Origin of the sequence: Rhizobium sp. Leaf384 (genome assembly GCF_001424065.1) — a bacterium.
Classification (GTDB): domain Bacteria; phylum Pseudomonadota; class Alphaproteobacteria; order Rhizobiales; family Rhizobiaceae; genus Ferranicluibacter.
Genome location: NZ_LMQE01000007.1, coordinates 33,810 through 57,374 on the forward strand (window position 1 = coordinate 33,810; position 23,565 = coordinate 57,374).

Below are 23,565 nucleotides of genomic sequence, written 5' to 3' on the forward strand. Positions count from 1 at the left end.
ATTAGCTGACCTTTCGCACGATCCGGAAGAACCGGGCGTTCAGGAGGCAGGCCGCAGCCAGCAGGCCGAGCGAAAAGCCGTACCAGACGCCCTGCCCGCCAAATCCCAGCGGAAACGCAAAGAGCCAGGCCGAGAAAAAGCCGATCGGCCAGTAGGAGATGAGCGCCAGCAGCATCGGCACCGTCGTGTCTTTCAATCCGCGCAGCATGCCCGCCGCGATCGCCTGCAGCCCGTCGACGAGCTGGAAGGCACCGGCAATCACGATCAGGGGTCCGGCATAGGCCAGCACCATGGCCGCATCCGCCCGGTTCGTGTCGAGATAGAGGGCAGCCAAGACATAGGGGATGGTGGCAAACAGGGTGGAGCCGAGCGCCGCGCAGATCATGCCGAGCGCAAGGGCGGAGATACCCGCGCGTCGCACGCCCTCCATGTCGCCCCGGCCGTAGGCCAATCCGACGCGCACGGTCGCCGCCTGGGCAAGCCCGAGCGGAATCATGAAGGCGATGGACGCAAACTGCAGGGCGATGCCGTGTGCGGCCAGCTCCACCGTCCCGATCGTACCCATCAGCAGCGATGCGACCGTGAACAAGCTGACTTCGGCGAGGATCGTCAGGGCAATCGGCAGTCCGAGCAGCACCACTTCCTTCAGCGCATGCCAGTCCGGGTTCCAGAACCGCACGAACAGCTCGAAGCGGCGCAGCGTCTCATGCCGCTGGATGTAGACGATGGCCAGCACGAGGCCAAGAATCGCGACCGCGAGTGCCGCCCAGGCCGCACCGACCATGCCGAGCGCGGGAAAACCGAAATGACCGTAGATCAGGAGGTAGCAGAAGCCGGCATTGAGGACGAGCGTGATCAAGGTGATGTAGAGAATGATCCCTGCCCGCTCCAGCCCGCTGAGGAAAGCCCGCAGGACCATGAAGACGAGGCTCGGAAAGATCGCCCATTGCGCCACGTGCAGATAGCCCGCCGCCTTCGCCGCAACCTCGGGCTGCTGGCCGGCAAACAGGAGGATGGGCTCCGCCAGCCACAGGAACGGCGCCGTCAGCACCCCGTAGATCAGCACGGCCCACATGCCCATGCGCACCGAACGCCGCGTGGAAACCACGTCGCCGCGCCCGACGGCCTGAGCCACCATGGGAACGACGGCATTGGAAAAGCCGGACCCGAACACGAAGACGGTGAAGAACATCTGCGTCGCGATGATGATCGAGGCAAGCTCGGTCGCACCAAGCTTGCCGACCATCACCACGTCCGTGGTGTTGATGGCAAGCTGAGCGATCTGCGCGGCGACGAAGGGCACGCCGAGAACGACGCTTCCGCGGAAATGCGCTGCCCAGGAATTGTCCCAACGGATATCGCCCGCAGCGGGGTGCGTTGACGTCAGCATGATCGAAAAGCCTCTGGTCCGTCGCGGCCGGAATGGGCACACGCGACGCGTCGCTCATAGCGCGAACAGGAGAAAACCTCCAGAGATCGCCAGGCTATGCTGAGAATTTCATCAAATCATCACGAAGATTGATCGGGATTGAGGCAATCCTGACCGGAGGCACCAGTAACCTTCCTGGAAACATCGACCGGTTTCAACCGCGTGACGTAGAGAAGGACGGCACCGGCGATGAGAGCCGCGGAAAGGAGATAGGGCGCGCCGGCAAAGCGGATGGGCGCGTTGGGTGTCGTGAAGCTGCTGAAGATATGCGCGAACATCAGCGGCCCGAGAATCGTCGTGAAGGAGGAGATGCTGGACAGCGCGCCCTGCAGCTCGCCCTGGGCCGAGGGTGGGACCTTTGCCGCCGCAATCGAGCGAAGCGGCGGATCGGCAAGGGCCTCGAGACAGGTGGCCGCGATCACCGCATAGACCATCCAGCCCTGGAACGCGAATGCGTAGCCGATGAGACCGATGCAGCAGAAGACGAGCCCCAAAGCCCCGGAACGCCACTCGCCGATGAGCGACACGACGCGTGGCAGGACGAACGCCATGACGATCGCGCTGCAGATGCCAAAGACGCCGAGCGACAGACCGATCTGTCCCTCGCTCCAGCCGTAGCGATAGGCCGCCACGAAGGACCAGACTGCGGGATAGACCGCATGGGCCTGCCAATAGAGGAAGAACACCAGCAGCACCCAGCCGATCCCGGGATAGGTCCGCATCTGGCGAAGCGCGCCAAGCGGATTGGCCCGGCGCCAGTCGAAGCGCCGACGATGCTTGCGCTCCAACGTTTCCGGCAACAGGAAGAACGCGATGACGAAGTTGAGGAACGAGAGCAACGCCGCACCGTAGAACGGCACGCGCGGCCCGAACTCGCCGAGCGCGCCGCCGATGACCGGGCCAAGCGCGAACCCCGTGCCGAACGCGATACCGATCAGGCCGAAATTCTTGGCGCGATTGGTGTCGTCCGAGACGTCGGCGATGAAAGCGGACGCCGTGGAAAGACTGGCGCCGGAGATGCCGGCAAGAATGCGCCCGACGAACAGCATCCCGAAACTCGTCGCCAGCGCGCAGATCAGATTGTCGATCGCAAATGTCAGCACCGATGCGAGCAGCACGGGCCGGCGCCCGAACCTGTCGGAGAGATTGCCGATCAGCGGCGCGAAGAGAAACTGCATGGCGGAATAGACAAGCAGAAGCCACCCGCCGTCGATGGCCGCGTCGCTGATCGTATCGCCCGTCAGCTCCGATAGAAAGGCAGGAAGAACCGGCATGATGATCGCGATGCCGATGATGTCGAGAAAGAGGATCATGAAGACAAGGAAAAGCCCTCGTCGCGCCGATGCCGGATCTGTCATCGCGAAGTCCCCCCTGCTGCCTGCTGCCTGCCGGACGCCGGACGACGCCATCCCGCAGCCCGCCGCATTCCTGTCGGCCCCCGCCGCCGACCTGCGCGCCCTGTGATGGCGGCTGTAGAACCAGAAAGGCGTGGAGGCAATGATCTCGCAGAAACCGGACATCCACGGCGGCGGCAACCCGCAACACCTAATGACGGGCCGTTGCGCTGGATCGACGGAGAGCAGGCCCATCGGGTGTGACGCAGCCGGTCACCCTTCGGGCCGCTCCTGACGCCCGAACGCCGAACGGCCCGCGGAGGCACTGATCCGCCGCGGGCCGTCCAGAAAGAAGCGTTCGTCAGACCGGATTGTTGAAGGTATCGCAGGCCTGCAGCTGTCCGCTGTCGAAGCCACGCTTGAACCAGGTCGCCCGCTGCTTGGACGTGCCGTGATTGAAGCTTTCCGGAACGACATAGCCCTGCGTCCGCTTTTGCAGCGTGTCGTCGCCGATCTGCGTTGCAGCGTTCAGCGCCTCCTCGAGGTCGCCTTGTTCCAGCAAGCCCTTCTGCTGCGTGTACTTGCCCCAGATGCCGGCATAGCAATCGGCCTGCAGTTCGGTCCGGACGGAGAGCTCGTTGGACGAAGCCTCGTCCATGCCCTGTCGCTGTTCGTTCACCTTCGGCAGCGTGCCGAGCAGGTTCTGCACATGGTGGCCGACTTCATGCGCCACCACATAGGCCTGCGCGAAATCGCCCGAGGCCTGGAAGCGCTGGGAAAGCTCATCGAAGAAGGACGTATCGAGATAGACCTTCTGATCGCCCGGGCAGTAGAAGGGACCCGAGGCCGACGACGCCTGCCCGCAGGCCGACTGGACGGCACCGGTGAAGAAGACCAGCGTCGGCTCGCGATAGGACTGGCCGTTCGCCTGGAAGATGCCGTTCCACGTGTCCTCGGTCTCGGCGAGAACGGTCTTGATGAAGGCCTTCGTCTCTTCCTGCTCGGCTGTGCCCTGGGTGCTGCCCTGGCTCTGTTCGTAGCCGGACTGGCCCATCTGGCCGCCGTCGAGAACCTGCAGCAGATCGATGCCCATGGCCTTGAAGATGAAGTAGATCACCACGAGGAAGATGATGGTGCCGATGCTCAGTCCGCCCCCACGTCCGCCGCCCATGGGGATGCGAATCGGTCCGCCGCGGCCGAAACCGCCCCGCACCGGGCCGGAGCCGCTCTGATCTTCGACGTTGCTCGATTGGCGACGGCCCTTCCATTCCATGGCGGTTCACTCCGTTGGATATGCGCTTTTGGTAACCGGCATATAGAGCGCTTCCCGCGAAAGCCTACGTCTGTTTTCTGCAAATTGCGCGTGTGGATACGGATCGAACCTCCGGCAGCCGTCCGCCGGTCGGGACGCGGTCACTCCGGCAAGCCGGGCACCGGGCTGGTGTCCAGGTTTGCAACGGCTTTCCAGGCGCCGTCTTTCCGTCGATTTTCCTGTTGTGATCGCGATTTCGGGGTTTCGCACGGGCGCCCATTTCCCTATAAGCCCCTTCTAGCCTTAAAGACGTGAGACTGCACGACCGGCCGATGGACACCCGCCATCGGAGCCGGCTTTTCGCGCAGCCTGCAAAAGCGGAACCGACATCATGCCAAAGCGCCAAGACATCAAGTCCATCCTCATCATCGGCGCTGGACCGATCGTCATCGGCCAGGCATGCGAGTTCGACTATTCCGGGACGCAGGCCTGCAAGGCACTCAAGGAAGAAGGGTTCCGGGTCATCCTGGTCAACTCCAATCCCGCCACCATCATGACCGATCCGGGCCTTGCGGATGCGACCTATGTCGAGCCGATCACCCCGGAAGTCGTGGCGAAGATCATCGCGAAGGAGCGCCCGGACGCCTTGCTGCCCACCATGGGCGGCCAGACGGCGCTGAACACGGCCCTGTCCCTGAAGCGGATGGGCGTCCTCGACCGCTACAATGTCGAGATGATCGGCGCAAAGCCTGCGGCCATCGACATGGCCGAGGATCGTGCCCTGTTCCGCGAAGCCATGGCCCGCATCGGCCTGGAAACCCCGAAGTCGATGCTGGCGAATGCAACCGACATCAAGGAAGCCGACCGCAAGACGCACGAGGCGGAACGCAACAAGCTGCGGGAAACGCTGTCGGGCGCCGACCTCGACACCGCGCTCGACGCGCTCGAGAACCAGTGGAACCTCGGCGAAACCGATCGCAAGCAGCGCTACATGAGCCATGCCATGGCGATTGCCGCCCAGGCGATCGACCATGTCGGCCTGCCCACCATCATCCGCCCGTCCTTCACGCTCGGCGGCACCGGCGGCGGCATCGCCTATAACCGCTCGGAATTCTTCGAAATCGTCTCCTCGGGCCTCGACGCCTCTCCCACCACCGAGGTGCTGATCGAAGAGTCGGTGCTCGGCTGGAAGGAATACGAGATGGAGGTCGTCCGCGACACGGCGGACAACTGCATCATCATCTGCTCGATCGAGAACATCGATCCGATGGGCGTCCATACCGGCGACAGCATCACCGTCGCCCCGGCGCTGACCTTGACCGACAAGGAATACCAGATCATGCGCAACGCCTCGATCGCGGTCCTGCGCGAGATCGGCGTGGAGACCGGGGGATCGAACGTGCAGTTCGCCGTGAACCCGAAAGATGGTCGTCTCGTCGTCATCGAGATGAACCCGCGCGTGTCCCGCTCCTCGGCGCTCGCATCCAAGGCCACCGGCTTCCCGATCGCCAAGATCGCCGCCAAGCTTGCGGTCGGCTACACCCTGGACGAACTCGAAAACGACATCACGGGCGGCGCAACGCCAGCCTCGTTCGAGCCGTCGATCGACTATGTCGTCACCAAGATTCCGCGCTTCGCCTTCGAGAAGTTTCCCGGCGCCTCCCCCGTCCTGACGACGGCGATGAAGTCGGTCGGCGAAGTCATGGCCATCGGCCGCACCTTTGCCGAATCGCTGCAGAAGGCCCTGCGCGGCATGGAAACCGGCCTGACCGGTCTCGACGAGATCGAGATCCCCGGCCTTGATGACGGAAGCGACGGGCGCAATGCCATCCGCGCCGCCATCGGCACGCCGACACCCGACCGCCTGCGCATGGTTGCCCAGGCGCTGCGTCTCGGCATGTCGGAAGCCGATGTGCATGACGGCTCCAAGATCGATCCCTGGTTCATCGCCCAGTTGAAAGCCATCGTCGACATGGAGGCCCGCATCCGCGAGCACGGCCTGCCGGACGACGCCGGAAACCTGCGCATGCTGAAGGCGATGGGCTTCTCGGACGCGCGTCTCGCCACACTCTCGGGCAAACGCCCGAAGGAGGTCGCCGAGAAGCGCAACGCACTCGACGTGCGCCCGGTCTACAAGCGCATCGACACCTGCGCGGCCGAGTTCGCCTCGCCCACCGCCTATATGTATTCGACCTACGAGACGCCCTTTGTCGGCCAGACGCGCAGCGAGGCCGGAATCTCCGATCGCAAGAAGGTCGTCATTCTCGGGGGTGGCCCGAACCGGATCGGCCAGGGGATCGAATTCGACTATTGCTGCTGCCATGCCGCCTTCGCGCTGAAGGATGCCGGCTTCGAAGCCATCATGATCAACTGCAATCCGGAAACCGTCTCCACGGACTATGACACGTCCGACCGGCTGTATTTCGAGCCGCTCACGGCAGAGGATGTCATCGAGATCCTCAAGATGGAGCAGGAAAAGGGTGAGCTGGTTGGGGTGATTGTGCAGTTCGGCGGCCAGACGCCCCTGAAGCTTGCGGAAGCGCTGGAAAAGAACGGCATCCCGATTCTCGGCACTGCACCCGATATGATCGACCTGGCCGAGGACCGCGACCGGTTCCAGAAGCTCCTGATGAAGCTCGATCTCAACCAGCCGAACAACGGAATTGCCTATTCGGTCGAGCAGGCCCGTCTCGTGGCCTCGGAGATCGGTTTCCCGCTGGTCGTGCGCCCGTCCTATGTCCTCGGTGGCCGTGCCATGCAGATCATCCACTCGGAAAGCATGCTGCAGACCTACCTGCTCGATACGGTTCCCGAGCTCGTGCCGGAAGACATCAAGCAGCGCTATCCGAACGACAAGACCGGACAGATCAACACGCTGCTCGGCAAGAACCCGCTGCTCTTCGACAGCTACCTCGCAAACGCCATTGAGGTCGACGTCGACTGCATTTCCGACGGCAAGGACGTCTATGTCGCAGGCATCATGGAGCATATCGAGGAAGCCGGCATCCACTCCGGCGACAGCGCCTGCTCCCTGCCGCCGCGCACGCTTTCGGGCGACATGCTCGACGAGCTGGAGCGCCAGGCGAAAGCCATGGCCAAGGCACTGAAGGTCGGCGGCCTGATGAACGTGCAGTTCGCGATCAAGGACGGAACCGTCTATGTGCTCGAGGTCAATCCCCGCGCCTCGCGGACCGTGCCCTTCGTCGCCAAGACGATCGGGGCGCCGATTGCGAAGATCGCCGCCCGCGTCATGGCCGGCGAAACGCTCGAGCAGTGCTTTGCTGCCTACGGCGGCAAGCCGGATCCGCGCGCCCTGAAGCATATCGCCGTCAAGGAGGCCGTGTTCCCCTTCGCCCGCTTCCCCGGCGTCGACATCCTGCTCGGCCCGGAAATGCGCTCGACGGGCGAGGTGATTGGCCTTGATACGGATTTCGCGCTGGCCTTTGCGAAGGCGCAGCTCGGCGCCGGCGTCGATCTTCCGCGCGAGGGCACCGTCTTCGTTTCCGTGCGCGACGGCGACAAGGACGGCGTGCTTCCGGCCATCCGGATCCTGACGGACATCGGCTTCAAGGTTCTGGCAACCGGCGGCACGGCCCGCTTCCTCGAAGCCAACGGCATCGCGACGACGAAGATCAACAAGGTCCAGGAAGGACGTCCGCACATCGAGGACGCGATCCGCAACCGGCAGGTCCAGCTCGTCATCAACACGACCGACAGCAACAAGGCGATCTCGGACTCCAAGTCGCTCCGCCGCGCAACCCTGATGCAGAAGGTGCCCTACTATACGACGATGTCCGGGGCCGAAGCGGCCGCCGCCGCCATCAAGGCGCTGAAAGCCGGGAACCTCGAAGTCCGCCCGCTGCAGAGCTACTTCTAGAAACGCATCTTCGGATCGGCGCAGATTTCGCAGCCGCCGATCCGACCGCCTTGGTTCGCGGTTCCCGGTTCCGCCGCGCAACGGTCCCCGTGATTGCACTCGACCAAAGCGCGTTGCGTGAAATGGATTCATGCAACGCGCTTTAAGGTCTTGTTGTAATGCATGCCGTTTCCTGAAACCGCTGCACACGTTCGAGCCACATGCATTAGCGGATATGGCGCTCGTCCATTTGCGCTGTCGACTTGATATCCCATCGGTTCTGGAAAACGGGTCGAGGATGATCGCTGAGGCACAACTCTCCGCCGATCCTGTCGCGCGTCGGAATGAAGTCCCGGTCGATCGCGCCTTCCAGCGTCATCGCTAAATCACGCGCGAACACCCGGTTACCAATGTACCAGGAGTGGGTCCACGAGACGTGGCCAAGGCCCGTGTCCGGCTTAAGGTTCTCGAAATACGGTCCGCAGTTTACCGCGACGGCCTTTTCCGGAGCATCGTCCGGCAGCCCGCGCCGACCGGCCCGCGGCGAGACGCCGAGGCGCTTGGCCGTCGACACGGCAAGCGCCGCATCGAACGGATTGTAGTAGTTGGTCAGCCGCATGATGCGCGAAAACATCGGGCGTGACCAGTCGCTCCTGCCGGAAAGACTGTCCCGCGACACGTCTCCCGCAATGAAGGCGACCTGGCCGATGCGCCACGGCGTGTTCCGCAAGGCGCCGTCCTTTTCCGCCTGCAGGAAAGCTTCCATGGCGACATAAGCGCCCGTCGAGTGAGCAAGCAGGTGGACGTTCGTTTGGCATCCCGCCTTCTGGCCGTCGCTCAGAAGGCGGATCGCCTTGCTGACCAGGGACATGGCGACCTGTGATCCGTCCCATCGATCCTCGAGATAGTTGAGGGTCTGATTGGCGCTTGGCCAGTCGAACGCGACGACCTGGCCATGCCAGCCCTCCGCGTGGAGATCGGCGCTGAGCTGCCGTGTCCGGCGAAGGACGTCCTGCATGCTGTTGTTGTAGCCATGGATGAAGATGAGAACGTCGCCCAAGGGCGCGATCGAATTCGGATTCTCATCGCCATCGGCAAGGCTCTGGACCTCGCCTGCCCAGATCTTGGGGTTCGCGACGATATGCGAGCTGTCGTAGGAAAGCTCGACCGTGGACGGCACCTTGAGGAACCGGACCGGACCCGGCTCGCTCGTGAAGACGTCTCCGTTTCGTTTTCGGGCACTGATGACATAGGTGTCGGACATGGCGATACTCCCCCCAGGAAACCAGAGCGAGTATCGTGTATTTCTAATGAAATGTATACGGGATCGCGGCGCCCGCCGTCAGACCTGTGTCGGGCGGATGGTTCCCACCGAGACGGTGCCCTGGACGACGCCCCGCTCGCCTTCGTTTCGCAGCGCCGGACTGATCGCTTCCTCGATCACCGTGTAGAGCTTCTCGTTCCGAAAGACGCTGGCCATGCGGGTGTCCGTGCCTTCGGCCGGCTTGGCGTCGATCTCGGTAAAGTCGAGTTCAGCCTCCGCAGCGACGATGCGGGCATCGGCCGGTGACAGGGCGCGAACGACGATCTCGCCCTGGCTCGGCGCGTTACCATAGCCTGGATCGTCCGGTCGCGCCGAAGGCACGAGGCGATAAAGCCGAAGCTGCTGTATGTCATTCGATGTCATGGGTTTTCCTCCGTTTGTCTGAAGCGCAGAATCAAGGCTCGCGTGTCAGGGTGGGGGCGCTCGGGTCGCTACCAGCGCCTCGGCGCGGGTCAGTGCGGCGGCGATGAGGACGCGGATTTCGGCATCGGCATGATTCTGGCCGGCAAAACCCTCGTCCGGCATGACCCCTGGATCCTCCTCGTGGTCGGCCACGACCTCGGTGTCACGCGCCATTGCCTGCAGCATGTCGCGCCCTTCGGGATCGCGCGCGACGTAGGTCATGAGACCGATCAGAAGCCGACGATAGGCGTTCAGGCGTCCGTCGATCTGCTCGGGGGACTGCTCGGGAAAGGCAGGGTTCATCGGCACGCTCCATGTTGCCAGACCCAACGGTCGCATACCCCGGTTGGTTCCTCAGGGCGCCGCAAGCACCCGTCCGACCTTGCACAATCTTCAAATTATCTGGCTTCCCACGGGGCCTTTCTGCTATAGTTGATGCCTTGATGTTTCGAACGGTTCCGGAGTTGACGCTCCGGATGCCGTTTTATTTTGCTTCGGGCCTGCCTGCGCGGGCCCGGCGCGCACCATGAAGGACGTTGAAATGGTCGAAAAAGTACCGATGACGCAGAGCGGTTTTGCCAAGCTGCAGGAAGAGCTGCGCTGGCGCCAGCAGGAAGAGCGGCCGCGGATCATCGAGGCGATTGCCGAAGCGCGCGCCCATGGCGACCTTTCGGAAAATGCCGAATATCATGCCGCCAAGGAAGCGCAGAGCCACAATGAGGGCCGCATCGGCGAGCTCGAGGATTTCACGGCGCGCGCCGAGGTGATCGACCTCTCCAAGATGTCCGGTTCCAAAATCAAGTTCGGCGCGACCGTCAAGCTGATCGACGAAGACACCGAAGAGAACAAGACCTACCAGATCGTCGGCGACCAGGAAGCCGACGTGAAGCAGGGCCGCATCTCGATCTCCTCGCCCATCGCGCGCGCGCTGATCGGCAAGGAAGTGGGCGATTCGATCGAAGTCGTCGCCCCGGGCGGATCGAAGGCCTACGAGATCCTCGCCATCAACTGGGGTTGATACCCGGAAGCCGGATCGATCACCCATGAATGTTTGCGGCTCCCGATCCCGTATCGGGAGCCGTGTTGGTTTCGGCACCACACCTCGGGCCGTGCCTGGGGCGCGTTGCCTTCGCCGCTCTCCTGCAAGGCTGGCGCTGACCTGCGCCGTGCGCCGCGGTGTCGCGTCGATTGCGCGGTGGATGACGCACAGGCGCGGGTGACGGATCGCCGCGATTCCTCTATCCTTGTTCCATCATGAGCAGGCTTCTGGACATCCGCACCGTCGACATCATCGCTCCGAATTTCAAGAAGCGGCTTTCCGGCGTCACCTCGACGATCGTGCAGCTCGTGCCGGTGCAGACACGCAGGGGCGAGCGGATCGCAACGCTCGGTCCGGGCCTGCCACAAGACCTTCCCGCCATCCGTTATCGCGACCTCCTGCGTCTCCGCCGCCCGCCCGAGGGCCGAGCCGTCCGCATCTGGCACGCCCGCCGCAATCTCGAAATGCTCCCCGGCATCCTCCTGCGCGACGTGCTGCGCATGCCGCTCAAGCTACTGTTCACCTCCGCCGCGCAACGCAAGCATTCGCGCTGGACCAAGGGACTGATCCGGCGAATGGACGCGGTCGTGGCCACCTCCGCCCGTTCGGGGAGCTTTCTCGACGTCCCGCACACGGTGATCCGCCACGGGATCGACCTCGAGCTCTTTCATCCCCCTGCTGCAGGGGGTCGCGAACCCGCGCCGGACGATCTCGCCGGCCGCAGGCTTCTCGGCTGCTTCGGGCGCGTCAGGCCACAGAAAGGCACGGACCTCTTCGTCGAGGCGATGATCGCGCTCCTGCCGCATCACCCGGAATGGACAGCGATCGTGTGCGGACGCGTGACGGCCGAGCACGAGGCGTTCGCGGCCGGCTTGAAGACATCGATCGCCGAGGCGGGCTTGTCGGACCGCGTCCGGTTTCTGGGAGAGGTCGACGACATCAAGCCCTGGTACCGCCGCGTCTCGCTGCTGGTCGCCCCTTCCCGCAACGAGGGATTCGGCCTGACACCGCTGGAAGCCATGGCGTCCGGTGCCGCCGTCGTCGCGTCCGACGCCGGCGCCTATGCGGAGATGATCCGTCCAGGCGAAACCGGCGCGGTCGTTCCGGCGGGGGATGGAGATGCCCTGACCACCGCGCTTCGGCTGTACCTCCAGGCCCCTGCCCGCGCCACGGCCCATGGCCAGGCAGGCCTTGCTCACGTCCGCGCGGAGTTCGGGATCGAGCGCGAGGCGGGCGCGCTTTCCGCGGTCTATGACCGACTGCTGGAGCGCAACGCCCCGTCAGCCTGAGAAGCGCGCGTCAGCCCGGAGCAACCGGTTGCTCAAGGGAATGCCGATCTTCTGAAGGGCGGACGTTGGCGCGTAATTGACGAACAGCGACCCCCTCGCTTCCCCGACCTTCTTTGCCAGACGGATATGCGCAAGGATCCGCCCCTCGGCCTCCGACACACCGGAAAAGACCCGTTCACCGGGTTTCTCGTAGAAACGCGGCTCTGCGGCGTTGGATATGTCGATCCCGATGAAACCGATCACGCGCGGGCGACAGAAAAGCGCAAACTGGAGCGCCGACACCGCGACGCTGCCGCCCTGGAAGATGCCCAATCCCGGGTCGAGCGACACGCCGGAACGGGTCGGTGCGTCCACCGTCACGGCCGCCATGCGCGCGACGTCGGCAAGATGGCGCCTGTTCTCACCATACGGCTTCAACAGGTTGTCGATCAGGATGACGGGCCTGTCGGTCAGCCAGTCCGGATCCTGCTCCAGAACTGCGCGCAGCACCGCGACGGAGAGGAGGCAGAGGATGGTCCGGTCGAGGCCGGCGAGAAAGGCGCGGAAATGACGATAGACGAAACGCTCATCCTCGGCGACGAAAGCCAGCGGACGGGCAATGCACTCCGGCACGAGGGCTATGGCGCCGTTGAGGAGAAGCGTGCTCCGGTCGGCAAGCGCCTTCAGATCGGCATCGCGGACCGACGGCCCGGAGCCGACGATGGTGATATCGCTGCCGGCAAAGTCTGATAGCGCAGATGGCGGCAACAGGGTGCCCACCGGCCGCCCCTTGAAGAGGATGTTCTTTTCGGGGCCGTAGGGTGCAGGTTCGATGCGCAGGGACGGCGCCCAGTCATAGGCGTGGGCGCGGCGTCGACCGTAGGCAAGCGTGGCGGCCAGCTTCCAGAGGCGCCGGTGCAGCGGTCGATCGGATGCCATTCAGATATCCACCAGCCCGACCTTTTTGACCTGCCGGATGGTCAGCATGGTGCGGACGGTATCCACCTGCTCGTTGGCGGTCAGTTCCTCGATCACGAAATCCTGGAACGTGGTCAGATTTTCCGCCACGCAATGGAGAAGGAAATCGCTGTCGCCATTGACGAGCCAGGCCTGCCGGACAAGCGGCCAGGCCGTGGTCGCGGCCGAAAAGGCCTTCAGGTTGGCGTCGGACTGGTGCTTGAGGCCCACCATGCAGAACGCGACGAGATCGAGCCCGAGCATCGGGCCGTTCAGCACCGTGCGATAGCCTTCGATGATTCCGGTTTCTTCGAGCCGCCGCACGCGACGCAGACACGGGGGCGCGGAAATGCCGACCCGGGCCGCAAGCTCCACATTCGTGATCCGCCCGTCGGCTTGAAGTTCGCGAAGGATCTTAATGTCGATCTGATCGAGATCAGCGCGCAGCACGGGGTTCACCACCTCTTGTTCGCCTCGACAACGCGGCAGCATCTCTGGCGCGCTTGGGGGAGGCAGCGGTTCTGGCTGACACGCACGACACGCCCGGGCCCGCTCGACCTGAGACAGTCATGCACGACGACCCATTCGGTTTCTGCATCATCGCAAAGCCGGGAGCAAGAGGTTTAACGGGCATGCTTTTGGCCGGCAGAAAAGACGGCCGTCGAGGCCACGCGATCCCGGGCGCCAAGAGCCTCGCTTGCCTTGCATCTAAGGACGACGACGGAAGAGGTCGATGTAGGCGGCGGCCGTCGCCTCTTCGGAAAACTGCCGCATCAGCGTTGCATGACCGCCCTCGCTGAGGGCGCCGGCCAGAACGGGATCGGAAAGGATGCGGGAAATCGCGCCGGCAAACTGGTCCGCATTGCCGATATCCGCAAACAGGCCGTTCTCGCCTTCCTTGACGAACCAGGACGGTCCCTCCGCCCGGGAGGTCACCACGGGCCGCTTCTGCGCCCAGGCTTCGAGGATGACGTTGCCCAGCGGCTCGTGGGTCGACGGCATGACGAAGACATCCGCCGCCGCAACGAAAGGACGCGTATCCGCCTGCCAGCCGAGGAAACGGGTGCGCCCCTCCATGTCCCGCTCCCGGACGAGCGTCTCGAGAGCCGCGCGCTCGGCACCGTCGCCTGCGATCCAGAGAAAGACACCGGGAAGCTTCGCCACCGCTTCGATCAGCGTGTCGAAACCCTTGCGCTTGACGAAGCGCCCCATGGTCATCACGACAGGCGCGTTGTCGGGTGTATCGACCGTCTTGCGCGGCACCGACGGCACGAGGTCGGTCTGGGTAAAGTTCGAGATGACCTCGACGCCGCGTGTCCAGCCGATCCGACGCACATGATCGGCAATATCCGGCGTATTGCAGACGAGCATCTCCGTCGTCTTGAAGTAGTCGAGATGCGAAGGGTAGTCGCCCAGGCGCGAGACCGTCAGTCCATGCCTGTAGCGCGGCGTCAGCCGTCCGGCGCGCATCACCCAGGACATGATGGCGTCCGGCCTCTCGCGCTCGGCCAGGTTTCGGATCCGGATGGGCAAGGTCAGTCTGTCGAGGGAAAGATTGCGGAAATTGCTCTCGATGATGCGCGCATAGGGCTCGATCTGAGGGCGCCACGCGCGGGACCTGCGGATGACGGCCGTCTGTTCGACCCCTTGGTGTGCAAGGGCCCGGACAAGATGCACGAAGAATTTCTCGGCGCCGCCATCCTTGCCGAAGTGGAGGTGAAAAACTTTCATGTCTCGGACTTACCTGCTCTGCGAATCGTCGTCATTGGCGCGGTAGCGCAGCGCGTGCCGCTGGTGAAGCTTCGACTGGGTGAGGAAGGCGTAGACCGCGCCGGTCATCGCCTCGATGAAGCCGGACGTGCCGCACCGCCAGAGACCTGTCAGGAAGTAGAGCCGGAGAAAGTAGATCGGCGACGAGAACACGAGGCTCCAGGCGTTCGGGCGTCGGCCGGTATTGTAGGCCTGGTCCGCTTTCAGCGTGGAATAGTGGTTCTCCTTCAGGATCTGCTCGTCCATCCGCAGCGGCCGGTAGTGCAGCAGGCTTCCCGTCGATGCCTTGCGCACGATCCCGTGGGTCACGATGCCTTCGTGGACCGCCTGGCTCAGGTCATAGGCCCCTGCGCCCCGTCGCACGAGTCTGAGATTCTTGCGCTCGCGGACATGCAGGGGGGTGTATCCGTAGCCGATGAGATAAGGACGCCGCGCGATCTTCCAGCCGACCACGTCGGCCCCGACGGCCATCAGTCGCGGCAAGGCATCTCGCAGCGGACCATCCAGCCGCTCGTCGGAATCCACGTTCAGGCACCAGGCCTGCGTGCATTGATCGAGCGCGAACTGTTTCTGCCCGGCATAGCCCCGCCACGCTTCCTCGAAAAACCGGATCGGCCAGCCTGCGGCGATATAGCGGCGGATGAGCGGCACGGTCCCGTCGGTCGAGCCGGAATCCACGATGACGATCTCGGCGCATCCGGCAAGGCTCTCGATGCAGTTGCTGAGATAAGCCTCCTCATTCTTGCAGATGATGAAGACGGAGAGCGCCAGGGGCGACGTCGTTCTTGCGGGATCTATTCGGCTGTGCATCATGTCTCGACCATGGGCTTTTCTCGCTGTCGCGTGCGCACCGCAGCATCGACGTCGACCAAGATGTCACGCTAAAAGAAAATCACCTAAATTACTAATGTTTAATTCTATGGTGGGAGATGGGAGTGGAGAGAGATGCGGCTCGGCTGCATGATTGTCGCCATTTCTCGGCGAACCGGGCGTGCGGACGGTCGCCAAGCCGCGCAAAAGGCCGTTCCGCCGTCAATCAAATGTGGTAATCCTGTTCTGCGCACTTGAAACCGCTTGACCCTCATCCCTACACTGAGCACTCCTGCCCTTATCCACCTCGCCCGTTTTGCGCACTGGGCCTGAAAACCGAGGCTCCCGTCGCGCCCAAGGAAACGCCATGACCGCCCGCCACACCAAGCTTCTCATCATCGGCTCCGGCCCGGCCGGCTATACCGCTGCCATCTATGCGGCACGCGCCATGCTCAACCCGGTTCTCATCGCCGGCATGGAGCAAGGCGGCCAGTTGATGATCACCACGGATGTCGAGAACTATCCGGGCTTCGGCGATCCGATCCAGGGACCCTGGCTCATGGAGCAGATGTTGAAGCAGGCCGTGCATGTCGGGACCGAGATCGTCAACGATCTCGTGACCTCGGTGGACGTGTCGGTCCGCCCGTTCCGCCTCACGACCGATAGCGGCACGGTCTGGACGGCGGATACGCTCGTTATCGCCACCGGCGCCAAGGCGAAGTGGCTGGGCATCGAGACGGAGGAGACCTTCAAGGGCTTCGGCGTGTCGGCCTGCGCGACCTGCGATGGGTTCTTCTATCGCAACAAAGATGTCATCGTCGTCGGAGGCGGCAATTCGGCCGTCGAGGAAGCGCTCTATCTGTCGAACCTCGCAAGGACGGTCACGGTCATCCACCGCCGCGATCACTTCCGGGCCGAGCGTATCCTGCAGGAACGCCTGTTTGCCAAGGCCAACGTCAAGATCGTCTGGGATCACGAGATCGCCGCCTATACGGGAACGCCACCCAAGCCGCCGATGCCGGCCTCCGTCACCGGCGTATCGCTGCGCAACACGCGCACCGGCGAGATCTCGGACATGCCGATCGACGGCGTCTTCGTTGCCATCGGCCACGCGCCGGCAACCGAGCTCTTCAAGGGCAAGCTGCGCCTGAAGCCGAATGGGTATCTCTGGACCGCGCCGGACTCGACGGCGACGGACGTCGAAGGGGTCTACGCCGCCGGCGACGTGACCGACGATGTCTATCGGCAGGCGATCACCGCCGCCGGAATGGGCTGCATGGCCGCCCTGGAAGCCGAGAAGTTTCTGGCGGGCCATATGCCCGTCGCAATTGCAGCCGAGTAGACGCTGCGAGAGAAAGTGGCATCATCGACGATGGTGCCCTCTGGGAACGAAGAAGCGCCGGACGGAGGAAGCAATACGGCTTTCGCCCGAGGGCGTTGAGTGGGGGACCGAATGCCGCTTGACTGGGATAAACTGCGCATCTTCCATGCTGCGGCGGAGGCAGGTTCTTTCACCCATGCGGCCGAGAAGCTTCATCTGTCGCAGTCCGCCATCAGCCGCCAGGTGTCGTCGCTCGAGCAGGACGTCGGCATCAAGCTCTTCCATCGACATGCCCGCGGCCTGATCCTGACGGAACAGGGTGAAATTCTCTATCGCACGGCGCACGAAGTGCTGATGAAGCTGGAAAGCGTCAAGGTTCTCCTTACGGAGACGACCGACAAGCCCTCCGGCAAGCTGCGCATCACCACCACCGTCGGCCTTGGCCAGGGCTGGCTGACCGACAAGGTGCAGGAGTTTCTGGCGCTCTATCCCGACATGTCGGTACAGCTGATCCTCGACAACGAGGAGCTCGACGTGAACATGCGCCACGCCGATTGCGCCATCCGGCTCCGCCAGCCGCAGCAATCGGACCTCATCCAGCGCAAACTGTTTACCGTGCACATGCACCTCTACGCAGCGCCGTCCTATATCAACAAGCACGGCGAGCCGCAGTCGATCGAGGATCTCGACAACCACCGCATCATCACCTTCGGCGAGCCCGCCCCCAACTATCTGCTCGACGTCAACTGGCTTGCGATCGCCGGGCGCGACAGCGACAATCCGCGCAATTCGCATCTCCAGATCAACAGCCAGACCTCGATCAAGCGCGCCTGCCTGCTTGGGATCGGTATCGCGATGATGCCCGACTATATCGTCGGCCGCGATCCCGGCCTCATCCAGCTGCCCATCGGCGCCGACATACCCTCGTTCGATACCTATTTCTGCTATCCCGACGAGCTGAAAAACGCAGCCAAGCTGAAGGTCTTCCGGGACTTCATTGTCTCCAAGGCACGAAACTGGAACTTCTAGACCGGCACCAAGGCCGTGCCGAAATTTCAGCCAGTGGCTAGCCTCTCCTCAATCTGTTGTTAAGGCTGATTTTCTTCAAAGGACCCTCGAAGCTCGTTGAAGCGAAAAGAGAATTTTGCCTGAAAATTAGCCAGAGGTGCAGGGATCGCATGGCTGCCGTGCAGTTATATGGATTGCTGGCCGCCTAAGAAACGATCATATCAACCACAGCTGATGCATCTTGGTGGCGATTTTCCTCCCAGTGCCACCGCAGCAGCTGTTCCCCTCTGGAGGTTGAATAACCTTCATAATTTTAAAGGGCCCAAGTTTACTTGCGGCCCTCTTTTTTTGCCCGGATTTTGGACTGCGGCGGACAAGCCGGTCGCGACCATCTCCTGCGCTGCACCTGCGCTTCGCAAAAATTCAACGAAATCGCTGGGCGAGCGTTGATTTCGTCACAATGCTTTCCCATATCCGTTTGAGCTGTTGCACCGGTGGTCTAATCCCTCCCAGTATCACCGCATCAGCTGTTCCCCTCTGGAGGTTTCATGACCTTCACATCTCAAGGACCTCGGTTTTGCCGCAGGTCCTTTTTTTTGCGGTCCGCTAATCTTTCCCGCCCGCCCGTCTTGTAAATCGTTAATCGACGATCCATGTATCGATGTGAGCCGATTTAAAGATCGTAGCATTGCGACGGACAGCATGGACCTGAACGAAATTCTCAAGGCACTGGCGCATCCCAAGCGGGTCGAGATCCTGACCAAGCTCAAGGATCCCGACGCCCACTTCTCGTCGCAGGCCCATCCTGTCGAGATGGGCGTCTGTGCCAGCCAGTTCGAAACGGTCGGACTGTCGCAATCCACGATATCGGCGCATCTCGCCATTCTTCAGCGCGCAGACCTGGTGACCACCCGACGTGTCGGCCAGTGGATTTTCTACAAGCGTAACGAAGACACCATTCAGGCGTTCCTTGCCGCAATCGGCACGGCTCTCTGAACCTCACCCTCCCCCGACCCGACTGGAAAGGACATTCCATGACGTCTCTCTTCGAACCCACAACCGCCGGCGATATCGCGCTTGCCAATCGCATCGTCATGGCGCCGCTGACGCGCAATCGCTCGCCGGGCGCAGTGCCGAACACGCTAAACGTCACCTATTATGAACAGCGCGCCACCGCCGGCCTCATCATCACCGAAGCCACGGCGATCACCCATCAGGGCCAGGGTTATGCCGACGTGCCCGGCCTCTACACGGCTGAAGCGCTGGAAGGCTGGAAGAAGGTGACGAGCGCCGTCCACGCCGCCGGCGGCAAGATCGTCGTGCAGCTGTGGCATGTCGGCCGTATCTCCCACACATCGCTGCAGCCGGGCGAAGGCAAGCCTGTGTCGGCATCGGCGATCACGGCACAGTCGAAGACCTATATCCGCCATCCCGACGGCACGGGCGAGTTCGTCCCGACGTCAGAGCCGCGTGCGCTCGAAACGTCCGAAATCGCCGGCATTGTCCAGGATTTCCGCAAGGCGGCCCGCGCAGCCATGGATGCAGGCTTCGATGGCGTCGAGATCCACGCTGCGAACGGCTACCTCGTCGACCAGTTCCTGCGCTCCGGCACCAACACACGCACCGACCAATATGGCGGCTCGATCGAGAATCGCACGCGCTTCCTCTTCGAAGTCACCGACGCGATCGTTGCCGAGATCGGTGCCGGCCGCACGGGCATCCGCCTGTCCCCGGTCACGCCGGCAAATGATGCCTTCGATCCCGAGCCCCAGCCGCTCTTCGACCATGTCGTCGAGGGTCTCGCCAAGCACGCGCTGGCCTATATCCACGTGATCGAGGGCGCAACGGGCGGTGATCGCGACTTCCAGCAGGGCGACACGCCGTTCGATTTTGCAGCCCTCCGTGCGCGCTACGAAGCTGCTGGCGGCAAGGCGGCCTGGATGGCCAACAATGGCTATGACCGCAAGCTGGCAATCGAGTCGGTCGAAAGCGGCCGTGTCGATCTCGTCGCCTTCGGCAAGCCGTTCATCGCGAACCCGGATCTCGTCGAGCGCCTGAAACAGGATGCCCCGTTGAACGCGCTGGATGGCGACACGCTGTATGGCGGCGGTGCCGAGGGCTACACGGATTACCCGGTGCTGACGCAGCAGGCAGCGGAATAAGCGCCGCGCCTATCGCCATCGTCGAAAATACGAAAGGCCTGCAGCGATGCAGGCCTTTTGCGTTGCGGCGGCGAGCGGTGGGATGCGCCGTCTCAGGCAGCGCGCGTGGCGACGCCTTTCAGAGCCGGCACGCAGAACAGCGCCCCCATGACCAGCGGCAGGCAGAGGAAGTACGAGGCGCGGATTCCGGCATGCTCGGCGACGAAGCCGAGGAGCGGCGGCGCAAAAAAGAAGATGATGAAGGTCACCTGCCCGAGCGAGGCGACGTTGACATGCGGTGCGCGGTCACGCCGCTGGGCAGCGGCGGAAACGGCGAGCGGATAGACGGCGCTGCAGCCGGCGCCCATCAGGGCAAAGCCGACCAACGCCACGACAGGATGCGGCGACAGGCCGACGGCGAGGATGCCGATGATCGACAGCACAAGGAGCGCGGCAGCGACCGCGCGACTGCCGAAACGCTCGACGATCGGGTCGGCCACCAGACGCACCAGGGCCATGAAGAAGGTGAAAAGCGTCAGGCCCAACCCGCCGACGAAAGGCTCGGACTGGAACACGTCCCGCATGTAGATCGCCGACCAGTCGATGCCCGCACCTTCGACCAGGAACGCGGCGATACCGATGAGGCAGAGCGGCAGCAGCCCCACGGTCGGGAAGGCGAAAGCAGGCGCCTTTTCCTCCGGCAGATGCCCGGCATCGATCGGCGCGGCCTCGAGCCCACGGATCGCGACCCAGGCAAGGACGATGACCAGCAGCAGGACGACGCCGAGATGCGCTTCCATGGTCATGCCGGACTGGCGGATGAACGAGGCCGCGAGGGCCGTGACGAAGAAGCCGGCGCTCCAGCAGCCATGCGCCCGGTTCATCACGCTGCGGCCGGTGGCAGCTTCGATGCGCCCGAGTTCGACGTTGAGATTGATTTCCAGCGCGCCCGCCAGCATGCCCGCCACGAGCAGGACGGCAAAGACACCGGCAGCCCCAGGCATCCACGGCACGAGCGCGTAGCATGTGGCCGTGCCGATCACGGTGACATAGGCTGTGACCTTGGGTCCGAGCCGCTCGATCAGCGGCGATGATACCGTTAGCGAAATCAACGCACCGATCGCCATGCCGATGAGCGTCAGGCCGAGTTCGGACTTGTCGACCTGCAGGGCAACCTGCAGGTCGGGCATGCGCGCAAGCAACGCGCCCAACGCCACGGCAAACAGGAAAAAGCAGATGTAGATCCTGTGATGACCGGATAGCGTCAAGAAATGCGCCTCTTTATCGTTACTTGCAGGCGGCGCAGAAGCGCTGGATGCGCTTGCAGGCTTCCTCGAGCAGCGTTTCCGACGTCGCATAGGAGATGCGGAAGTTGGGACCGAGACCGAACGCCGACCCGTGGACCACCGCGACGCCCTCGGACTCGAGAAGCTCAGACACGAAGTCCTCGTCCGTCTCGATCACCTTGCCCGACGGGGCCGTCTTGCCGATCAGCCCCTTGCACGACGGGTAGACATAGAACGCGCCCTCCGGCGACGGGCACTCGATGCCGGTTGCCTGGTTGAGCATCGACACGACCAGATCGCGACGACCTTCGAAGATCTTCTTGTTTTCCGGGATGAAGTCCTGCGTCCCGTTGAGGGCCTCGACGGCGGCCCACTGGGCAATCGAGCACGCGCCGGACGTCTGCTGGCCCTGGATCATGTCCATGGCCTTGATGAGCGGCAGCGGACCGGCTGCATACCCGATGCGCCATCCCGTCATTGCATAGGCCTTGGACACGCCGTTCATCGTCAGCGTGCGCTCGTAGAGCTTGGGCTCGACTTCGACAGGTGTCGCAAACTTGAAGTCGCCATAGGTCAGATGTTCGTACATATCGTCCGTCAGAACCCAGACATGCGGGTGCTTCAGGAGGACGTCCGTCAGCGCCTTCAGCTCGTCATGCGAATAGGCGGCACCGGACGGGTTCGACGGCGAGTTGAAGATGAACCACTTCGTCTTCGCCGTGATCGCCTTGTCGAGATCGTCCGCCGTCAGCTTGAAATTGTTGGCCTGCGTCGCCTCGACGAAGACCGGCGTCCCGCCGCAGATCGAAACCATTTCCGGATAGGACACCCAGTAGGGCGCGGGAATGACAACCTCGTCGCCCGGGTTCATCGTGGCCATGAAGGCATTGAACAGGATCTGCTTGCCGCCCGTGCCGACGATCGTCTGCGCCGCGGTGTAATCGAGATTGTTTTCGCGCTTGAACTTCTTGGCGATCGCTTCGCGCAGTTCCGGAATGCCGGAGACGGGCGTGTATTTCGTCTCGCCACGGTTGATCGCGTCGATGGCGGCCTTTTTGATGTTGTCGGGCGTATCGAAATCCGGCTCACCGGCACCAAGCCCGATGACGTCCCGGCCCTTGGCCTTCAGTTCGCGCGCCTTTTGCGAGACGGCGATGGTGGCGGAGGGCTTCACACGGGAAAGAGCGTCGGTGAGAAAGGCCATGATGGGACGGTCCTGATGGTTACGACAAGGATGCTCGGCAGGAAAACGGCCCGGAGCGCTAGCTGTATGTCGAATATGGCCGGTCAATTCAAGCGGAAAGGCCGCAAGACCGGCTGGCATGACGAGGTTTGATGGATTCCATCTCGCACGCCGATGGATCGGCAGTGGCCTGCGAATCACGGCGCCGGCGCGCGTTTTCGCCACCACGAAAGCTTGCGCGGAGCCTGCGGCACCGGTTTATTTTTCCTTAATGAAAACAGTTATTTCCGCGTTATCCAAACGCCTTGTTTTTGCCATGACATTTGCCGGAGCATGCCGCAATTCGGTCGAGATGAGGCCGATATCGGAGCGCTTTTTACATTCTATCCGCTCACGCCCTTCCGCCGCCTGCCCTCGAGGTTCGTCATGTCCGTATCCGCACCACCTCCCCTGTCGTTCCTGCGTCGCGCGGGTTTCGGCCTGACGATCGCGGCCATCCTCGTTTCGGCCGGCAGTGCGATGGCCGGAAGCGCGACGGCCCGTGGGGCGGTCGAAATGAGCGGGCCGACAGGCGTCTCGCTCGAGCAGACGGGGCTCGCGCTGGAACAGACGGACGATGCCCTGTTTCCGCTCGGCAAGCCGCCGGCCTTGATCGAGGCAACGGGCTCGGCAGCCAACAGCCCGATGCTATGGCTCGACAATGCACCGCTCGGCGCGCCGGACCAGATGTCGACGGGTGCGATCCTGTCTGCTCGTCAGCTCGCCAGCCTCGGCGCCTTCGCCCTCCCCGGCCGCATTTTGCCGGCGGAACGGCACATCGCGATCGGGCTGATGCTGCTGGCCGGTGCGGCGATGGCGACGGTCAGTTTCGGCCTGTGGCGCTGGCAGGTCCGCGGCCTGTCGTGGGAAGCGTGATCGCCATGGCGTCCGAACCCGACCGCAAACAGAACCGCCTCGGCCTCTTCACGGGGCTCAACGCGTTGGAGACCATCGTGGTTGCCGCCATCGTCATCGTCGCGCTCGCCGGCATGATGCTGGTCGGCAAAGGCCTCTTCCTGCAGAGCCGCATCGTCGCCGGCCCCAACGCGGTTTTCGTCGCAGCACTGTAAGTCTCGCGCGACTGACGATCTTGTCATGCCCCCCTCTGGCTGCTAGCCGAAACGCTACCAAGCCGTGGAGGAGCAG

At 63.2% G+C, this 23,565-nt stretch carries 21 protein-coding genes; 9 read left to right on the forward strand and 12 right to left on the reverse strand.

Translation table 11 applies throughout. The features are described from left to right. Position 1: 1 nt before the first annotated feature. The 3 genes from ASG25_RS15945 to ASG25_RS15955 all read right to left on the reverse strand — a co-directional run bounded on the left by ASG25_RS15945 (position 2) and on the right by ASG25_RS15955 (position 4,036). Positions 2-1,390 (reverse strand): MATE family efflux transporter, encoded by a 1,389-nt coding sequence (locus tag ASG25_RS15945; RefSeq protein ID WP_062476029.1) that lies wholly within the window; start codon positions 1,388-1,390, stop codon positions 2-4. Between the two features lie 119 nt (positions 1,391-1,509). Beyond that, positions 1,510-2,787, reverse strand: a complete 1,278-nt coding sequence (locus tag ASG25_RS15950) for a TCR/Tet family MFS transporter (RefSeq protein ID WP_082480334.1) — start codon at positions 2,785-2,787, stop codon at positions 1,510-1,512. A 337-nt stretch (positions 2,788-3,124) separates the two neighbouring features. Further along, complete coding sequence (locus ASG25_RS15955; RefSeq protein ID WP_062476031.1) at positions 3,125-4,036, reverse strand: neutral zinc metallopeptidase; 912 nt, start codon at positions 4,034-4,036, stop codon at positions 3,125-3,127. A 370-nt stretch (positions 4,037-4,406) separates the two neighbouring features. Between ASG25_RS15955 and carB the strand changes: the two genes are divergently transcribed. Further along, complete coding sequence (carB, locus tag ASG25_RS15960; RefSeq protein WP_062476034.1) at positions 4,407-7,892, forward strand: carbamoyl-phosphate synthase large subunit; 3,486 nt, start codon at positions 4,407-4,409, stop codon at positions 7,890-7,892. A 205-nt stretch (positions 7,893-8,097) separates the two neighbouring features. Here carB and ASG25_RS15965 read toward each other — a convergent pair whose 3' ends face one another. The 3 genes from ASG25_RS15965 to ASG25_RS15975 form a co-directional block, all read right to left on the reverse strand. Beyond that, complete coding sequence (locus tag ASG25_RS15965) at positions 8,098-9,135, reverse strand: alpha/beta fold hydrolase (protein WP_062476037.1); 1,038 nt, start codon at positions 9,133-9,135, stop codon at positions 8,098-8,100. Between the two features lie 78 nt (positions 9,136-9,213). After that, positions 9,214-9,558 carry a hypothetical protein gene (locus ASG25_RS15970; protein ID WP_062476040.1) on the reverse strand — a complete coding sequence of 115 codons (345 nt, stop codon included), beginning with the start codon at positions 9,556-9,558 and terminating at the stop codon, positions 9,214-9,216. A gap of 45 nt (positions 9,559-9,603) precedes the next feature. Continuing rightward, complete coding sequence (locus ASG25_RS15975) at positions 9,604-9,900, reverse strand: hypothetical protein (RefSeq protein WP_062476043.1); 297 nt, start codon at positions 9,898-9,900, stop codon at positions 9,604-9,606. 238 nt (positions 9,901-10,138) lie between these two features. Between ASG25_RS15975 and greA the strand changes: the two genes are divergently transcribed. Together greA and ASG25_RS15985 are read left to right on the forward strand one after the other, a co-directional pair. Continuing rightward, the gene (gene greA / locus ASG25_RS15980; RefSeq protein ID WP_062476046.1) at positions 10,139-10,615 is read left to right on the forward strand and encodes a transcription elongation factor GreA; all 477 of its coding nucleotides are present in this window, start codon (positions 10,139-10,141) and stop codon (positions 10,613-10,615) included. A gap of 236 nt (positions 10,616-10,851) precedes the next feature. Then, entirely contained in the window at positions 10,852-11,925 is a 1,074-nt protein-coding gene (locus ASG25_RS15985) for a glycosyltransferase family 4 protein (RefSeq protein WP_062476048.1), read from the forward strand. Here the strand turns inward: ASG25_RS15985 and ASG25_RS15990 are convergent. From ASG25_RS15990 to ASG25_RS16005, 4 genes are all read right to left on the reverse strand, one after another. After that, a complete protein-coding gene (locus ASG25_RS15990) occupies positions 11,917-12,843 on the reverse strand; it encodes a hypothetical protein (RefSeq protein ID WP_062476051.1) in 927 nt (308 codons plus the stop codon). The two genes, ASG25_RS15985 and ASG25_RS15990, sit on opposite strands and share 9 nt — an antisense overlap. Further along, entirely contained in the window at positions 12,844-13,311 is a 468-nt protein-coding gene (locus tag ASG25_RS15995; protein ID WP_062477034.1) for an Lrp/AsnC family transcriptional regulator, read from the reverse strand. Positions 13,312-13,569: 258 nt separating this feature from the next. Then, the gene (locus tag ASG25_RS16000) at positions 13,570-14,592 is read right to left on the reverse strand and encodes a glycosyltransferase (protein WP_062476054.1); all 1,023 of its coding nucleotides are present in this window, start codon (positions 14,590-14,592) and stop codon (positions 13,570-13,572) included. A 9-nt stretch (positions 14,593-14,601) separates the two neighbouring features. Then, positions 14,602-15,444: a glycosyltransferase family 2 protein gene (locus tag ASG25_RS16005; RefSeq protein ID WP_244479429.1), complete on the reverse strand. Its 843-nt coding sequence runs from the start codon at positions 15,442-15,444 to the stop codon at positions 14,602-14,604. Positions 15,445-15,808: 364 nt separating this feature from the next. Here ASG25_RS16005 and trxB point away from each other — a divergent pair, with 364 nt between their 5' ends. From trxB to ASG25_RS16025, 4 genes are all read left to right on the forward strand, one after another. Further along, positions 15,809-16,783: a thioredoxin-disulfide reductase gene (gene trxB / locus ASG25_RS16010; protein WP_062476060.1), complete on the forward strand. Its 975-nt coding sequence runs from the start codon at positions 15,809-15,811 to the stop codon at positions 16,781-16,783. A gap of 111 nt (positions 16,784-16,894) precedes the next feature. Then, entirely contained in the window at positions 16,895-17,791 is an 897-nt protein-coding gene (locus ASG25_RS16015; RefSeq protein ID WP_062476063.1) for a LysR family transcriptional regulator VtlR, read from the forward strand. Positions 17,792-18,472: 681 nt separating this feature from the next. Next, positions 18,473-18,766 (forward strand): metalloregulator ArsR/SmtB family transcription factor, encoded by a 294-nt coding sequence (locus ASG25_RS16020; protein WP_062476066.1) that lies wholly within the window; start codon positions 18,473-18,475, stop codon positions 18,764-18,766. A 38-nt stretch (positions 18,767-18,804) separates the two neighbouring features. Further along, a complete protein-coding gene (locus ASG25_RS16025; RefSeq protein WP_062476070.1) occupies positions 18,805-19,932 on the forward strand; it encodes an alkene reductase in 1,128 nt (375 codons plus the stop codon). A 92-nt stretch (positions 19,933-20,024) separates the two neighbouring features. On the opposite strand, the gene ASG25_RS16030 is transcribed toward ASG25_RS16025, so the two are convergent. Beyond that, positions 20,025-21,179: an MFS transporter gene (locus tag ASG25_RS16030; protein ID WP_062476076.1), complete on the reverse strand. Its 1,155-nt coding sequence runs from the start codon at positions 21,177-21,179 to the stop codon at positions 20,025-20,027. A 19-nt stretch (positions 21,180-21,198) separates the two neighbouring features. Beyond that, positions 21,199-22,401: a pyridoxal phosphate-dependent aminotransferase gene (locus tag ASG25_RS16035; RefSeq protein ID WP_062476080.1), complete on the reverse strand. Its 1,203-nt coding sequence runs from the start codon at positions 22,399-22,401 to the stop codon at positions 21,199-21,201. A 405-nt stretch (positions 22,402-22,806) separates the two neighbouring features. Here ASG25_RS16035 and ASG25_RS16040 point away from each other — a divergent pair, with 405 nt between their 5' ends. After that, positions 22,807-23,295 carry a hypothetical protein gene (locus tag ASG25_RS16040; protein WP_156379783.1) on the forward strand — a complete coding sequence of 163 codons (489 nt, stop codon included), beginning with the start codon at positions 22,807-22,809 and terminating at the stop codon, positions 23,293-23,295. 5 nt (positions 23,296-23,300) lie between these two features. Continuing rightward, positions 23,301-23,489, forward strand: a complete 189-nt coding sequence (locus tag ASG25_RS16045; RefSeq protein ID WP_062476086.1) for a hypothetical protein — start codon at positions 23,301-23,303, stop codon at positions 23,487-23,489. Positions 23,490-23,565: the final 76 nt, after the last annotated feature.